The organism is Pseudomonas sp. TE12508 (genome assembly GCF_056279485.1).
On the sequence record NZ_JBWCCN010000006.1, the window covers coordinates 224,191 to 240,425 of the forward strand.

General features: G+C 60.1%; 12 protein-coding genes and 1 pseudogene. 8 read left to right on the forward strand and 5 right to left on the reverse strand.

The window, feature by feature from the left end; translation table 11 throughout:
* Positions 1 to 9: 9 nt before the first annotated feature.
* On the forward strand, positions 10 to 2,046 hold the full coding sequence (locus ACZ9IM_RS10575; protein WP_476223847.1) for a sensor histidine kinase: 2,037 nt from the start codon (positions 10 to 12) through the stop codon (positions 2,044 to 2,046).
* 2 nt (positions 2,047 to 2,048) lie between these two features.
* Positions 2,049 to 2,630, forward strand: coding sequence for a cob(I)yrinic acid a,c-diamide adenosyltransferase (locus ACZ9IM_RS10580; RefSeq protein ID WP_427622904.1), 582 nt, complete (start codon positions 2,049 to 2,051; stop codon positions 2,628 to 2,630).
* A 122-nt stretch (positions 2,631 to 2,752) separates the two neighbouring features.
* Here ACZ9IM_RS10580 and ACZ9IM_RS10585 read toward each other — a convergent pair whose 3' ends face one another.
* The 4 genes from ACZ9IM_RS10585 to secA all read right to left on the reverse strand — a co-directional run bounded on the left by ACZ9IM_RS10585 (position 2,753) and on the right by secA (position 8,579).
* Entirely contained in the window at positions 2,753 to 3,697 is a 945-nt protein-coding gene (locus ACZ9IM_RS10585) for a Nudix family hydrolase (protein ID WP_476223848.1), read from the reverse strand.
* Positions 3,694 to 4,326 (reverse strand): glutathione S-transferase family protein, encoded by a 633-nt coding sequence (locus ACZ9IM_RS10590; RefSeq protein ID WP_476223849.1) that lies wholly within the window; start codon positions 4,324 to 4,326, stop codon positions 3,694 to 3,696. Before ACZ9IM_RS10590 ends, ACZ9IM_RS10585 begins: the two co-directional genes overlap by 4 nt.
* 164 nt (positions 4,327 to 4,490) lie before the next feature.
* On the reverse strand, positions 4,491 to 5,708 hold the full coding sequence (argJ, locus tag ACZ9IM_RS10595; protein WP_476223850.1) for a bifunctional glutamate N-acetyltransferase/amino-acid acetyltransferase ArgJ: 1,218 nt from the start codon (positions 5,706 to 5,708) through the stop codon (positions 4,491 to 4,493).
* A gap of 135 nt (positions 5,709 to 5,843) precedes the next feature.
* The gene (secA, locus tag ACZ9IM_RS10600) at positions 5,844 to 8,579 is read right to left on the reverse strand and encodes a preprotein translocase subunit SecA (protein WP_476223851.1); all 2,736 of its coding nucleotides are present in this window, start codon (positions 8,577 to 8,579) and stop codon (positions 5,844 to 5,846) included.
* Between the two features lie 307 nt (positions 8,580 to 8,886).
* On the opposite strand from secA, the gene ACZ9IM_RS10605 reads away from it, so the two are divergent.
* Positions 8,887 to 9,342 (forward strand): DUF721 domain-containing protein, encoded by a 456-nt coding sequence (locus ACZ9IM_RS10605; protein WP_123357942.1) that lies wholly within the window; start codon positions 8,887 to 8,889, stop codon positions 9,340 to 9,342.
* Positions 9,343 to 9,489: 147 nt separating this feature from the next.
* Here ACZ9IM_RS10605 and ACZ9IM_RS10610 read toward each other — a convergent pair whose 3' ends face one another.
* Positions 9,490 to 10,977 carry a helicase HerA-like domain-containing protein gene (locus ACZ9IM_RS10610; RefSeq protein WP_476223886.1) on the reverse strand — a complete coding sequence of 496 codons (1,488 nt, stop codon included), beginning with the start codon at positions 10,975 to 10,977 and terminating at the stop codon, positions 9,490 to 9,492.
* 184 nt (positions 10,978 to 11,161) lie between these two features.
* On the opposite strand from ACZ9IM_RS10610, the pseudogene ACZ9IM_RS10615 reads away from it, so the two are divergent.
* From ACZ9IM_RS10615 to ACZ9IM_RS10635, 5 genes and pseudogenes are all read left to right on the forward strand, one after another.
* Positions 11,162 to 12,193, forward strand: a pseudogene (locus ACZ9IM_RS10615) (HAMP domain-containing protein); the annotation flags it as partial.
* A gap of 93 nt (positions 12,194 to 12,286) precedes the next feature.
* Positions 12,287 to 13,051: a methyl-accepting chemotaxis protein gene (locus tag ACZ9IM_RS10620; RefSeq protein ID WP_427623017.1), complete on the forward strand. Its 765-nt coding sequence runs from the start codon at positions 12,287 to 12,289 to the stop codon at positions 13,049 to 13,051.
* Positions 13,052 to 13,291: 240 nt separating this feature from the next.
* Complete coding sequence (locus ACZ9IM_RS10625; RefSeq protein ID WP_476223852.1) at positions 13,292 to 14,413, forward strand: glycosyltransferase family 4 protein; 1,122 nt, start codon at positions 13,292 to 13,294, stop codon at positions 14,411 to 14,413.
* Complete coding sequence (locus ACZ9IM_RS10630) at positions 14,406 to 15,182, forward strand: DUF2334 domain-containing protein (protein WP_476223853.1); 777 nt, start codon at positions 14,406 to 14,408, stop codon at positions 15,180 to 15,182. Before ACZ9IM_RS10625 ends, ACZ9IM_RS10630 begins: the two co-directional genes overlap by 8 nt.
* Positions 15,179 to 16,174: a lysylphosphatidylglycerol synthase transmembrane domain-containing protein gene (locus tag ACZ9IM_RS10635; RefSeq protein WP_427622911.1), complete on the forward strand. Its 996-nt coding sequence runs from the start codon at positions 15,179 to 15,181 to the stop codon at positions 16,172 to 16,174. Before ACZ9IM_RS10630 ends, ACZ9IM_RS10635 begins: the two co-directional genes overlap by 4 nt.
* Positions 16,175 to 16,235 lie beyond the last annotated feature (61 nt).

Here is a 16,235-nt window from a genome sequence, read left to right on the forward strand (position 1 = left end):
ATAAACCTGATGCCATTGCGCCAGCGCCTTGAAAATCTTCCAGTCGGCCAGAAATTGCTGGCCGCCCTGCTGGTGCTGTTGACCACCGTTTTGCTGGTCGCCAACCTGACCTTTATCAGCGCCGCCTATTACATCTCCCAGGAAAGCATGGCTCCCCAGGCCTTGCAGACCATCGGCCGACTGGTGTCCAACCCAAGTCTGATCTCCGAAGCCTTGAAGTCGCCACAAACCGCCGAACGCCTGCTCAACGAACTCAACAGCTATACACCGCTGCGTGCGGCTGCGCTCTATGACGGCAAAGGTGTGCTTCTGGCGCAGCTGCAGCAGGGCGACAAGCTCCAGCTGCCGGAGCATTTCCGGCACCTCGACGCCTGGCAAGCCACGGAGTTTCGCAGCAACCAAGTGATCACCCTGCCCCGCCCCGGCACTGCGCCTGGGCATTTGCTGCTGGTGGCCAGCAGCGAACTGCCGATGGCGTTCTACACCGGGACTCTGACCGCCAGTTTGGGGATTCTGATCTTCAGCGTGCTGTTGTGGCTGGTGATCGCCCGGCAGATCAAACGCCTGATTACCCGGCCGATTCACCAGCTCGAAGAGTTGTCCCGGCAAGTGACCCGGGAAGAGAACTACGCCCTGCGCGCCTCGCGCGGCAACCACGACGAAATCGGCAGCCTCGCCGAAGCGTTCAACACCATGCTCTCGCGCATCGAGGCCCGGGAGCAGCAGCTCAAGCGCGCCCGCGACGATTCCCAAGCCGCTTACGACCAGGCTCAGGGACTGGCCGAAGAAACCCGTCACACCAACCGCAAGCTGGAACTGGAAGTTCAGGTGCGCAGCAAGATCGAAAAGAAACTCACCGGTTTCCAGAACTACCTCAACAGCATCATCGACTCCATGCCGTCGGCACTGATCGCCCTCGACGAGCAGCTCTACGTAACCCAGTGGAATCAGGAAGCCAGCGCCCTGTCCGGCACGCGCCTGGACGAAGCCTTGAACCAACCGATCTTCCTCGCCTTCGAACCGCTCAAGCCGTTCCTGCCGCAACTCAGGCAAACCGTCGAGCAGCACACGGTGGCGAAGATTGAACGGGTTACCTGGCTCAAGGACGATGAACCCAAGCATTACGCCCTGACGTTCTATCCGTTGATGGGCGGTGCCGGGCGCGGCGTGGTGATCCGGATCGACGACATCACCCAGCGTCTGTCCCTGGAAGAAATGATGGTGCAGTCGGAAAAAATGCTCTCGGTCGGTGGCCTCGCCGCTGGCATGGCTCACGAGATTAATAATCCACTGGGTGCAATCCTGCACAACGTGCAGAACATTCGTCGGCGCCTGTCACCTGATCTGCCGAAAAACCTCGAACAAGCGGAGCAACTGGGCATTGAGCTGGAAACGGTCAACCAGTATTTGAAAGTTCGCGAAGTGCCGCAATTACTCGATGGCATTCAACAGGCAGGTGCCCGGGCAGCGAAAATCGTGACGCACATGCTCAGCTTCAGCCGCCGCAGTACCCGGCAGATGGCGCCATGCGATTTGCCGGCGTTGATCGATCAAGCGGTGGAAATCGCCGGCAATGACTTCGACCTGGCGATCGGTTTCGACTTCAAGGGGCAGGCGATCATTCGGCAGTTCGATCCGGCACTGGGCCCGGTGCCCGGCACTGCCAACGAACTGGAACAGGTGCTGCTCAACCTGCTGAAAAACGCCGCGCAAGCCATTCATCAGCGTACCGACGACCGCGAACCGGGGCGGATTATTCTGCGTACAAAACTGAACCCGCCATGGGCGGAAATTCAGGTCGAAGACAACGGCATCGGCATGAGCGAGAACGTGCGCAAACGTACGTTCGAGCCGTTCTTCACCACCAAGGAAATCGGTCAGGGCACCGGCCTTGGGCTCTCGGTCTCGTACTTCATCATCACCAACAACCACAAGGGCCAGATGGAAGTGCAATCGACGCCGGGCCAAGGTACCTGTTTCACCTTGCGCCTGCCGTTGTCGGGCACTCCGGTGGTCTCTCAAGAACTCAATCAGCTGTCGAGGTAACCATGGGCTTTCGCTTGTCGAAGATTTACACCCGCACTGGCGACAAAGGCGAAACCGGGCTCGGCGATGGCCGCCGGGTGCCCAAGGACCATCCGCGCATCGAGGCCATTGGCGAAGTCGATACGCTGAACAGCCAGGTGGGTGTGCTGTTGGCCGGGTTGGCGGCACAAAGTGATACGTACCCGGGGCTGAACGAAGTGATCGAGGTGTTGGCGCCCTGCCAGCATCGGTTGTTCGACCTGGGTGGCGAACTGGCGATGCCGGTGTATCAGGCACTGAACACGGCAGAAGTCGAGCGGCTCGAAGCGGCGATTGATGTGTGGAATGAAGAGTTGGGGCCGCTGGAGAATTTCATTCTGCCCGGCGGTTCCGCGCTGATCGCCCAGGCTCACGTATGCCGCTGCCTGGCGCGCAGTGCCGAGCGGCGCTGTCAGCAGTTGAATGCGATCGAGCCATTGGCCGGGGTTGGCCTGGCGTATATCAATCGGTTGTCGGATTTGTTGTTTGTGGCGGCGAGGTTGATTGCCAAGCGTCAGGGGGTTGCCGAGATTCTTTGGCAGCCGGCGGCCAAACCCGGAGTGTAGTAACTGATCGTTCCCACGCTCTGCGTGGGAATGCAGCCCGGGACGCTCTGCGTCCCAATCAAGAGCCGAACGCGGAGCGTCCGTTGAGGCATTCCCACGCAGAGCGTGGGAACTATCGGGTGCTATGCCTCAGGCCAAAACGCCCGAATCCCCGCCACACCCTGCGCCCCTGCTTCCCAAGCCTTCTGCCGCTCTGCCGGGCCCACCCCGCCGAGCAAAAACACCGGTTTGCTGAAGCCCTCGATCAAAGTCGAAGCCTGCTCCCAACCCAATGGCAGAGCATCCGGGTGAGTCTGCGTCGGCTGCACCGGCGACAGGGTCACAAAGTCCACGCCCATTTGCTCGGCCAACGCCAGTTCTTCAGCGTTGTGGCAAGACGCTGCCAACCAGCGTGACGCCGGTAGCGGACGCCCGGCCGCCGCATACTTGCGCAACTGCTGCGATGTGATGTGCCAACCAGCGGACGGGAAGTCCCCCAGCCATTCAAACGGCCCCTTGATCATCAACTGCGCCTTGCCGGCACACAGCCCCGCCGCATCCACCGCCAGATCGCGGTATTGCGGGTCGTAGCCGTTGGGCGCGCGCAACTGAATCAGCTTGATGCCGCCAGCGATGGCTTTCTGGATACCGCGCAGCAAGGCCGGGGTTTCCAGGCCCTCCGGGGTAATCAGGTAGTCGCCGGGCAAGCGTGCAGCGGCGACGATCGGCTGGTTGGCGGCCGGAAATTCGTAATCCACCAGTTCCCGCGCGGTCACCCAGGCCAAAGGCTGACCTTCGGCGCCATGGGGTTCGCCGGTAAATGCCGAGACTTCCCAGACATCCAGCAACACCTGCTTGTCCGGGTAATCGTGGCGGACCTTGATCATCGGCCGCGCGGTGTTGACCACAATGCCCAACTCTTCGTGAAGCTCACGAGCCAGGGCCGTTTCGACGGATTCGTCATCCTCGACCTTGCCACCGGGGAACTCCCACAAACCGCCCTGATGCTGGGTGTCGGCACGGCGCGCGATGAGGATTTTGCCGTTGCTATCGCGGATAACCGCGGCTGCTACATGGACTCGTTTCACCGCTCTATTTCCTCCAGACCCGCCTTCTGCCAGGCCTTGAAGGCTGGCCATTGGTAGATGGTTTCGACATAGGCCGCGTCGGCCTCGGGCAGTTTTACCTGATAGGTGCGCAGGCGTACGGCGATCGGTGCAAAAAACGCATCGGCCAGGGTCGCGCCGCCAAACAGGAACGGGCCGGTTTCAGTCGCGGCTGCGCGACATTCAGCCCACAACGCCAACATGCGCTCGATTTCAGCCTGAACCTCAGGCGGGGTCGGCGACAGTGGCGCGTCGTGGCTCAAATCGAACGGCATGTTGCCGCGCATGGCGAAAAAACCGCTGTGCATCTGCGCGCACGCCGAACGCGCCTGGGCACGGGCGACAGTGTCTTTGGGCCAGAGCCCGGCGCCGGGGAATTGTTCGGCCAGGTATTCGGCAATCGCCAGGGAATCGGCGATGGTGCCGTGTTCGGTTTTCAGCAGAGGGACTTTCCCGGTCGGCGAATGCTTGAGCACGCGCTCGCGAGTGTCCGGCTGGTTCAGTTTGATCAGTTCTTCGGTGTAGGACGCGCCAGTCAGGTCAAGGGCCAGGGCGGCGCGCAGGGACCAGGAGGAATGCAGTTTGTCGCCGATGATCAGGTGGAGGCTCATGTTCGGGACCTTTTGATGAGGAAACAGGCCAGTCTAGCTAGCGACTGACAGACCGCCATCGCGAGCAGGCTCGCTCCCACATGTTTTTCTGCCATACACAAAATCTGTGTTCACTGGAGATCTACTGTGGGAGCGAGCCTGCTCGCGATAGCGTCGACTCGGTCTTAAGTACGGTACTCGGCGTTGATCTTCACGTATTCGTGGGACAGGTCAGTCGTCCAGATGGTTTCGCTGCATTCACCGCGACCCAGCTCGATACGGATGGTGATTTCTTCCTGTTGCATCACTGCCGCACCCTGGGCTTCGGTGTAGGTGGCAGAGCGAGCGCCGCGGCTGGCGATGCACACGTCACCGAGGAATACGTCGATCTTGCTCACGTCCAGGTTCGGTACGCCGGCACGGCCCACGGCGGCCAGAATGCGGCCCCAGTTCGGGTCGGAGGCGAACAACGCGGTCTTGATCAGCGGCGAATGGGCCACGGTGTAGCCGACGTCCAGGCACTCCTGGTGATTGCCGCCGCCGTTGACTTCCACGGTGACGAACTTGGTCGCGCCTTCGCCGTCGCGCACGATGGCCTGGGCCACGTCCATGCAGACTTCGAACACCGCTTGTTTCAGCAAAGCGAACAGCGGACCGCTGGCTTCGGTGATTTCCGGCAGTGCAGCCTGACCGGTGGCGATCAGCATGCAGCAGTCGTTGGTCGAAGTGTCGCCGTCGATGGTGATGCGGTTGAACGACTTGTTGGCGCCGTCCAGCAGCAGGTTTTGCAGCACCTCGCGGGAAACTTTGGCGTCGGTGGCGATGTAGCCGAGCATGGTCGCCATGTTCGGACGAATCATGCCCGCGCCTTTGCTAATGCCGGTGACGGTGATCGTCACGCCGTCATGCTGGAACTGGCGGCTGGCACCCTTTGGCAGGGTGTCAGTGGTCATGATGCCGGTAGCGGCGGCTTCCCAGTTATTGACCGACAGGTCGTCGAGGGCGGCTTGCAGCGCACCTTCGATTTTTTCGACCGGCAGCGGCTCGCCGATCACACCGGTGGAGTACGGCAGCACGAGATTTGCATCGACGCCGGTCAGCTCAGCCAGTTTGGCGCAAGTGCGCTCGGCAGCTGCCAGGCCTGGTTCGCCGGTACCGGCGTTGGCATTGCCGGTGTTGGTCAGCAGGTAACGTACCGGGCCTTGCACGCGTTGTTTGGCCAGGATAACGGGAGCGGCGCAAAAGGCGTTCAGGGTGAACACGCCCGCCACTGTGGAACCTTCGGCACAGCGCATGACCACGACATCCTTGCGCCCCGGGCGCTTGATACCGGCCGAGGCGATACCGAGTTCAAAACCGGCAACCGGGTGCAACGTTGGCAAAGGACCAAGACCAACAGCCATGAATGCGCTCCTTAAAAAGTAGTGTCTGCACCGTCATTACCCCGTTCTTTTAACGTGGCGCGGTGGTTTAAATGGCAAAACGCCGCGACGGCATAAGCCGGTCGCGGCGCGGGTATTTCAGCGAATGAAACGGGTTTACTGGATCTGCCCGTGGCAATGCTTGAACTTCTTGCCCGAACCGCAGTAGCACAGCTCGTTACGGCCCAGCTTCTGCTCGTTGCGCACCGGTGCGGTGGCGAGGGCTACGTCGACCTCTTCACCCAACACTTCCGGTTGCTCCAGGCCAGGTGCTTCGTCGTGCTGGAACTGCATGCGCGCAGCCAGTGCTTCGGCTTCCTGACGCAGGCGAGCTTCTTCTTCGATCGGATCTTCGCGGCGGACCTGAACGTGCGACAGCACACGGATCGAGTCGCGCTTGATCGAATCCAACAGCTCGGAGAACAAGGTGAAGGACTCGCGCTTGTATTCCTGCTTCGGGTTCTTCTGCGCATAACCACGCAAGTGGATGCCGTGACGCAGGTGATCCATGGTCGACAGGTGGTCTTTCCACAGGTCGTCCAGTACGCGCAGAACGATTTGCTTCTCGAAGGTGCGCAGTGCTTCGGCACCGGCCTGGTCTTCTTTCTCGTTGTACGCGGCGATCAGCTCGTTCATCAGCTTTTCGCGCAGGGTCTCTTCGTAGAGGTGATCGTCTTCGTCCAGCCACTGCTGGATTGGCAATGCCACACCGAAGTCGCTCTGCAACGCCGCTTCCAGACCGGCCACGTCCCACTGCTCAGGCAGTGATTGCGGTGGAATGTGCGCGCTGACAGTTGCGTTGAGCACGTCCTGACGGAAATCGGCGATGGTTTCGCCGATGTTGTCGGCGGCCAACAAACTGTTACGCATGTGATAGATCACTTTACGTTGTTCGTTGTTGACGTCGTCGAACTCGAGCAGTTGTTTACGGATGTCGAAGTTGCGGCCTTCAACCTTGCGCTGAGCCTTCTCGATGGCGTTGGTCACCATGCGGTGCTCGATCGCCTCACCGGACTGCATGCCCAGCGCCTTCATGAAGTTCTTCACCCGGTCAGAGGCGAAGATGCGCATCAGGCTGTCTTCCAGCGACAGGTAGAAACGGCTGGAACCGGCGTCGCCCTGACGACCGGCACGACCGCGCAACTGGTTGTCGATACGGCGCGATTCGTGACGCTCGGAAGCGATCACCTGCAAGCCGCCCGACTCCAGCACTTGCTGGTGGCGTTTCTGCCAGTCGGCCTTGATCTGGGCAATCTGCTCAGGGGTCGGGTCTTCCAGCGAAGCGACTTCCACTTCCCAGTTACCGCCCAACAGGATGTCGGTACCACGACCGGCCATGTTGGTGGCGATGGTCAGCGCGCCCGGGCGACCGGCCTGAGCAATGATTTCGGCTTCTTTTTCGTGGAACTTGGCGTTCAGAACCTTGTGTTCGATGCCTTCCTTCACGAGCAGGCTGGACATGTGCTCGGACGTTTCGATGGTGGCGGTACCCACCAGCACCGGACGGCCCTGAGCCATGCACTCCTTGATGTCGCCGATGATCGCCGCGTATTTCTCTTCGGCGGTCAGGAACACCAGGTCGTTGTAGTCCTTACGCGCCAAAGGTTTGTTCGGCGGGATGACCATGACCTGCAGGCCATAGATCTGATGAAACTCGAACGCTTCGGTGTCCGCGGTACCGGTCATGCCGGACAGCTTGTTGTACAGACGGAAGTAGTTCTGGAACGTGGTCGACGCCAGGGTCTGGCTCTCGGCCTGGATGTTCAGGTGTTCCTTGGCTTCGATGGCCTGGTGCAGGCCTTCGGACAAACGACGACCCGGCATGGTACGGCCGGTGTGCTCGTCGACCAGCACGACCTGACCGTCCTGCACGATGTATTCGACGTTGCGGTTGAACAGCTTGTGCGCGCGCAGACCGGCATAAACGTGGGTCAGCAGGCCGAGGTTATGCGCCGAATACAGGCTCTCGCCTTCAGCCAGCAGGCCGACGCGGGTGAGCATGTCTTCGATGAACTGGTGACCGGCTTCGTTGAGTTCGACCTGACGGGTCTTCTCGTCGACGGTGTAGTGCCCAGCCTTGGTGACTTCGCCTTCGACTTCTTCGACGTGCAACTCCAGCTGCGGGATCAGTTTGTTGATCTCGATGTACAGCTTGGAGCTGTCCTCGGCCTGACCGGAGATGATCAGCGGGGTACGGGCTTCGTCGATGAGGATGGAGTCGACTTCGTCGATCACGGCAAAATTGAGTTCGCGCTGGAATTTTTCTTCCATGCTGAACGCCATGTTGTCGCGCAGGTAGTCGAAACCGAATTCGTTGTTAGTGCCGTAGGTGATGTCGGCGGCGTAAGCAGCGCGCTTTTCTTCCGGCGGCTGGAATGGGGTGACCACGCCGACCGTCATGCCGAGGAATTCGTAGAGCGGACGCATCCAGTTGGCGTCACGGCGGGCCAGGTAGTCGTTCACCGTCACAACGTGCACGCCCTTGCCGGACAGCGCGTTGAGGTAAACGCCCAGTGTCGCCACCAGGGTCTTGCCTTCACCGGTACGCATTTCCGCGATCATGCCTTCGTGCAAGGTCATGCCGCCGATCAGCTGGACATCGAAGTGACGCATCCCCATGACGCGCTTACCGGCTTCGCGGGCGACCGCAAAGGCTTCTGGCAGCAACTTGTCGAGGGTTTCCCCTTTGGCGAGGCGGGCCTTGAACTCGTCTGTCTTGGCACGCAATTGATCGTCCGAAAGGGCCACCATTTGCTCTTCGAAGGCATTGACGAGCTGCACCGTCTTGAGCATGCGCTTGACTTCACGCTCGTTCTTGCTTCCAAAAAGTTTCTTTAACAAAGGCGCAAACATATCGGCAGGATCTTCCACACTAAAGGGATGGAGGGCGGCCCCGTGAGTCGCCCGTGCAGCCCTCATGGCCGCATGCGAACGAGTATTCTACCCGGAAACGATGGTGAGGAAAGTGGCGTTATTCCACGATGCATGCACTGCGCTATGACGGGGCTCACTTAAAATAAGGGCATTTTGCTGAACTTCAACCCATCAAGGGCACAAGTTACTTGTTGATTTAATGGGTAAAGCGCTCGCAAAGCAATGGGTCGGGGGCAGCGGGTGCTTTCTGTTACCATGGCCGCTCTGTTACTTCAGGTGTCTGATCATGGCATTTCGCCCTCTCACGGCCAGAGCACCCGCCGTTCTGCTTCGCGAAGCCAAACCGCTGAAAGCCATTTTTGGCCACGCTCAACGCCTGGGTCATTTACAACGTCTGGTGGAAAGTCAGTTGCAGCCAGCAGCCCGCGAGCATTGCCATGTGGCGTCGTGGCGCGAAGGCAGTTTATTGCTGATTGTCACCGACGGTCACTGGGCCACCCGCCTGCGTTATCAACAAAAGCGTCTGCAACGGCAGTTACAGCTGTTCGACGAGTTCGCCAGCCTGACGCGGATTCTATTCAAGGTTCAGCCGCCTACCGTTCAGCAAGGGGCTGCGGGGCATACGATAAATTTATCGACCGATGCGGCGGCGACCATTCAGGCGACGGCCGATGGTATTACCGACCCGAACCTGCGGGCGGCCCTCGAACGGCTGGCGGCTCACGCCAAGCCCAAGGTGTGACATAGAACCCATGTGGGAGCGGGCCTGTGGCGAGGGAGCTTGCTCCCGCCGGGCTGCGAAGCGGCCCCAAAATGGGACTGCTTCGCAGTCCAACCGGAGCAAGCTCCCTCGCCACAAGCCAGCCCCCACATTTTGATTGCCCACTGGCTATCGGCGTTTGCTGCCACCGAGCAATGAGCCCATCAACCCGCGTACCAATTGTCGGCCCAATTGATTCGCCGCCTGTCGCATCGCTGATTTCAATGCCTGGCCTGCCGCTGTGCCGAGGAATTCCCCGGCCTGCTCGGTGAAACTCGGCTCTTCAGGTGCAGGTTTGCCCGGCGCGGCTTCGGGCTCCGGCGCCAGGCCTTTGCGCCCCATCAGCACTTCATAAGCCGATTCGCGATCGACCGGTTTGTCGTAACGCCCCTTGAACGGCGAACCGGCGATCAGCACGGTGCGTTCGGTCTCGGTCAGCGGTCCGATCCGCGATTGCGGCGGTGCAACCAATACACGCTGGACCATTCCCGGCGTGCCCTTGTCTTGCAAGGTACCGACCAGCGCCTCGCCGATCCCCAACTCGGTCAACACCGACAAGGCTTCAAATGCCGGGTTCGGCCGGAAACCGTCGGCCACCGCGCGCAGGGATTTCTGCTCTTTGGCGGTAAACGCGCGCAAACCGTGCTGAATACGCAGGCCCAGTTGAGCCAGTACATCATCCGGCAAATCACCTGGCGATTGGGTGACGAAATACACCCCCACGCCTTTCGAGCGAATCAGCCGCACCACTTGTTCCAGACGCTCCTGCAACGCCTTGGGCGTACCGGCGAACAACAAGTGCGCTTCGTCGAAAAACAGCGCCAGCAGCGGTTTCTCGGCATCGCCGCGCTCCGGCAGTTGCTCGAACAGTTCGGCCAGCAGCCACAGCAGGAACGTCGCATAGACCTTCGGTGCTTCATGCACCAGACGGCTGGCATCGAGCAAGTGAATGCGCCCGCGACCATCCACGGCCGGTTGCAACATGTCTTCCAGTTGCAGTGCCGGTTCGCCGAACAGCGCTTCGGCGCCCTGCTGTTCCAGCGTCGCCAGACGGCGCAACAGCGCCTGGCTGGAACCAGTGGTCATCAACGCGGCGTCGTCCCCCAACAACTCGGGGTTGTCGCGCAGGTGATTGAGCAGAGCTTTCAAATCCTTGAGATCCAGCAGCAACAGCCCTTCGCGGTCGGCCACCTTGAACGCGGCATAGAGTGCCGACTGCTGACTGTCGGTCAGTTCCAGCAGGCTACCGAGCAACAACGGGCCCATTTCGCTCAAGGTCGTGCGCAGTGGATGACCGGACTGACCGTTAATGTCCCACAGGGTCACCGGATACGCCTGAGGCTTATGGTTCAGCCAAGGCATGCCGGCGATCCGCTCGGCGACTTTGCCTTGAGGGTTGCCGGCAGCGCCCAGGCCGCACAGGTCGCCTTTGATGTCTGCCGCGAATACAGCCACGCCGGCATCGCTGAAGGCTTCGGCCAGGCGCTGCAAGGTGACGGTTTTACCAGTCCCGGTAGCGCCCGCTATCAGGCCGTGACGGTTGGCCAGGCGCATGGCCTGGGCGATGGACTGGCCCGCGAGATCGGCGCCGATAACGAGTTGCAATGAGTCAGGCATTTTGTCACCCATGGTTAATCTTTGATCCTTCATGGCCGATAACAAGCGAGAGACCAGACTGAAAATAGCGTCGGTAATTCCCTAAGGAGAGGTGGAAATATCAGCTTACTTTCAACACTGCCCATTTTGCGCGCCTTTATAAAAGCACGCCCTGGACATTAAGACTTTAGCGGACCCCCAAGCCATGAATAAAAATCTGCGCTTCAGCCATAAAATACTGCTTGCCGCCGCCCTCATCGTTATTGCTGCCTTCGCCTCGTTCACACTGTACAACGACTATCTGCAGCGTAATGCGATACGCAACGACCTGGACAACTACCTGCAAGAAATGGGCAGTGTAACGGCCAACAATATCCAGACCTGGCTGGCCGGACGCAGCCTGTTGATCGAGAACCTGTCACAAAACGTCGCACTGAACGCCGACACCGACAACGTCTCCAAACTACTCGAGCAGAAGGCGGTAACCTCGACTTTCATGGGCGCCTATCTGGGCAACAAGGATGGCACCTTCATCATCCGCCCTGACAGCAAGATGCCTGATGGCTATGACCCTCGCGTCCGGCCTTGGTACAAGAGCGCCCAAAGCACCGGCGGCTCGGCACTGACCGAACCGTACATCGACCTGGCGTCCGGTCAACTGGTCATTTCCATCGTCAACAGTGTGCTCAAGGACGGTCAAAGCATCGGCGTGGTCGGTGGCGACTTGAGCTTGCAGGTGATCGCCGACAGCCTCAACGCGCTGGACTTCGACGGCATGGGTTACGCCTTTCTGATCAGCGCCGATGGCAAGATTCTGGTGCACCCGGACAAATCCCTGGCGATGAAGTCCCTGAGCGAGGCGTACCCGAAAAACACCCCGCGCATCAGCAGCGACTTCAGTGAAATCGACGTCGACGGCAAGACCCGCATCGTCACGTTCACTCCGATCAAAGGCCTGTCTTCGGTCAATTGGTACATCGGCCTGTCGGTGGATAAAGACAAAGCCTTCTCGATGCTCAGCGAATTCCGTACCTCGGCGGTCATTGCGACCATAATTGCCGTGGCGATCATCATCGCCTTGCTCGGCATGCTGATCCGCTTGCTGATCCAGCCGCTGCACGTCATGACCCGCGCCATGGAAGACATCGCCGACGGTGAAGGCGACCTGACCAAGCGCCTGACCATCCAGAATCAGGACGAATTCGGCATCCTCGGCACGGCGTTCAACCGTTTCGTGGAACGGGTTCATACCTCGATCCGCGAAGTGTCCTCGGCCACCGGCCAAGTCAACGAAGTAGCCCTGCGTGTAGTGGCCGCCTCGAACTCGTCGATGTTCAATTCCGACCAGCAAGCCTCGCGCACCAGCAGCGTTGCCGCGGCAATCAACCAGCTCGGCGCCGCCGCCCAGGAAATCGCCCGCAACGCCGCGCAAGCGTCAAGTCAGGCCAGCGACGCGCGCAGCCTGGCCGAAGATGGCCAGCAAGTGGTGGATCGCAGCATTGCCGCGATGAATCAGCTGTCGACCATGCTCAGCGCCTCGAGCACCAACATCGAATCGCTGAACAGCAAAACCGTGAACATCGGGCAGATTCTCGAAGTCATCACCAGCATCTCCCAGCAAACCAACCTGCTGGCGCTGAACGCCGCCATTGAAGCGGCACGGGCCGGTGAAGCCGGGCGCGGTTTTGCCGTGGTGGCCGACGAAGTGCGCAACCTGGCGCACCGCACACAAGAGTCGGCGCAACAGGTACAAACCATGATCGAGGAGCTGCAAGTGGGCGCCCGGGAATCGGTCAGCACCATGAGCGACAGCCAGCGCCACAGCCAGGACAGTGTGGAAATCGCCAACCTGGCCGGCGAACGCTTGAACAGCGTGACGCTGCGCATCGGCGAAATTGACGGCATGAACCAGTCCGTGGCCACGGCGACCGAGGAACAGACGGCGGTGGTTGAATCGATCAACGTGGATATCACCGAGATCAATACGCTGAACCAGGAAGGCGTGGAAAACCTGCAATCGACGTTACGGGCATGCTCGGACCTTGAACAGCAGGCTTCGCGATTGAAGCAGTTGGTGGGTAGTTTCCGCATCTAGCGTCTGATTACGGACACTGTGGCGAGGGAGCTTGCGCTGGGTCGCGAAGCGCCCCCAAAATCGGGATCAAAGGTGTGTCAGATTGAACACACCGGCTGATTTGCGACTGCTTCGCAGCCGAGCGGGAGCAAGCTCCCTCGCCACACCCCCGTCCAAAGCCCTTGGCTTCGCCGCAAAACCCCAACCGAACATCTATCCTTCATATAGGTCAACCCAAGGGAGAACAAACGGACCGGAGGAATGTTCATCGTGCATATCGCTGACATAACCATGTTCTACGCCCCTGCCAGCGGTGGCGTGCGCACTTATCTGGATGCCAAACACCGTCGCCTGGGCAGCAAGCCAGGCATTCGTCACAGTTTGCTGATTCCTGGGGCTCATTTGAGTGAACAGGATGGCATTTACACGGTTCCGGCCCCTGCCCTGCCCTTTGGCAAGGGTTATCGCTTCCCCCTCCGCCTCGCGCCGTGGCGTAATGTCCTGCAGGATTTGCAGCCTGATCTGATTGAAGCCGGCGACCCTTACCTGACTGCCTGGGCCGCTTTGGACGCCAAGCGGCAGCTCGATGTGCCGGTGATCGGTTTTTATCACTCGGATCTGCCGCTGCTGGTCAGCAATCGCATGGGCAATTGGGTTACACCCAATGTCGAAGCTTATGTCAGCAAGCTTTATAGCAACTTCGACCGGGTTCTGGCACCGAGTCAAATCATGGCCGATAAACTGATCGGGTTGGGCGTAAAAAACGTTTTCGTACAACCGCTGGGCGTCGACCTGCAAACGTTCAACCCCAATGCACGGGATCCAGGTTTGCGGGCCGAATTGGGCATCGATGAAAATACGTACCTGCTGATCTTCGCCGGCCGTGGGTCCAAGGAAAAAAACCTGCCGGTGCTGCTCAAATGCATGAAACGCCTGGGTCGTCGTTACCATCTGTTACTGGTGGGTTCATCAATGCCGACCCTGGTACCGCGCAATGTCACCGTCCTCGATGAGTTCTACCCGGCGGCGCAAGTCGCGCGCTTGATGGCCAGTGCCGATGCGCTGGTGCATGCCGGTGATCAGGAAACCTTTGGCCTGGTGGTCCTCGAAGCCATGGCCAGTGGCATTCCGGTGGTGGCCGTGGCGGCCGGGGCTTTTCAGGAAATTGTCACCGATCAATGCGGCCTGCTTTGCGCGCCGAACAATCCAGCAGCGATGGCCAACGCGGTGCGCGAACTGTTCAGTCAGGGCAGTGCCGCGCTGGGTAAGAAAGCCCGTAGCCATGTCGAGCAGCATTACGCCTGGGATATCGTGGTCGACAGCCTGCTGGGGCACTATCACGCAGTACTCGGCACTCAATGGCCACTGATCGCCAATGGTTGAGCCCATGAACGCGCCCAGCCTGATATTGGTATTGCACGACGTTGCGCCGCAAACCTGGCCCGATTACCAAGCCTTTGTCGAAGCCGTCGACGCATTGGGTAAGGTGCCGATCACCTGGCTGGTGGTGCCCGATTTGCACAAACGTAACGACCTGGCCGCGTATCCGGCGTTTCGACGTTTGCTGACCCGCCGCGTCGCTCGCGGCGACGAACTGGCATTGCACGGTTACTTTCATTGCGATGAAGGGCCAATCCCCATCACTCCCCGAGACTGGTTCATGCGCCGAATCTACACCCATGAAGGCGAGTTCTACGACCTGCCTCTGGAAGCCGCCCTCTCCCGCCTGCATGCCGGAATCGAGGTGTTTCACCGTTATAACTGGCCACTCGAAGGTTTCGTCGCCCCCGCCTGGCTGATGAGCGAAGGCACCCGCCAGGCCTTGCGCCAGTTACCCCTGCGCTACACCAGCGACTCGCAGCATCTGTATCGTTTGCCGGATTTCACCGCGATCGATGCCCCCGGTCTGGTCTGGAGCGCGCGCAGCGCCTGGCGCCGCGGCCTGTCGAAAATCGTCAGCGATCAGCGCGAGCAACGTTGGCGCCAGGCGCCGGTGATTCGTCTCGGCCTGCACCCCGTGGACATGCGCCATGAGTTTTCGCGTCACTACTGGCTGCACACCCTCAAACGCTTGCTCGACGAGGGACGTGTGCCGATGACCAAGGCCAACTGGCTGGCACAGCAACGCGACGTCGTCGGTCGCGCCGCATGAGCCGCGGGATTCTGCTGGTCGTCGCCCTGCTCGCTGCGGTGCTCATCCCGTCGTTACTGGGCGGCGGCGAGACATGGTCGCGGCTGCAAAGCTTTCCGCTGAAATGGTTGTTGGTCATGTTCGGCATGATCCTGCTGTGCTGGATGCTCAACACCCTGCGCTTGCGCCTGTTGCTGGGAGATCAGCGCGGCAAGATCAGTCACGTCAAAAGCCTTGGGGTGGTGATGTCCGCCGAATTCGCTTACTGCGCCACCCCCGGTGGCAGTGGCGGACCGCTGACCATCATGGCCCTGCTGGCACGCCACGGCGTACGACCGGCCAGGGGCAGCGCCGTGTTCGCCATGGATCAGTTGAGCGATCTGCTGTTTTTTCTCTGCGCGCTGAGCGGGATTCTGATTTATGCACTGTTCCAGCACCTCAGTCAGCGCATGGAATGGCTGCTGACCGTCAGCGCCATCTCGATGTTCGGAGGACTGTTCAGCTGCGTATTGGCGGCTCGCTACCACCGCTCGCTGATTCGTCTGAGTGGTCGGTTGCTCGCTCATCTCAATGTCAAAGGCACCACCCGGATGCGCTGGGCACGAAAGCTCCTGCACTTCCTGGCGGCGTTCACTGACACACTGAAGTTGCCCTTTCAGACATTGATCACGGTATTTGCACTGACCTGCCTGCATTGGCTTTTGCGCTATAGCGTGTTGTATCTGGCGTTGCGTGGGCTGGGCATGGACTTGCAGTGGGCCTGGTGTTTTCTGATCCAGATGCTGTCGCTGAGTGCAGGGCAGTTCAGCCTGTTGCCGGGCGGGGCCGGAGCGGCGGAATTGACATCGGCGGCGCTGCTGGCGCCTATGGTCGGGAAGTCCACCGCGGCGGCGGCGATTCTGATCTGGCGGACAGTGACTTATTACTTCTACCTGGTGGTCGGTGGTCCGGTGTTTTTGCTGATGCTCGGGCGGCCATTGCTCAGGAAGCTGATGAAGTTCAAACGGGCTTAAAAGATCGCCTGTGGCGAGGGGGCTTGCCCCCGTTGGGCTGCGAAGCGGCCCCCGGCATTCC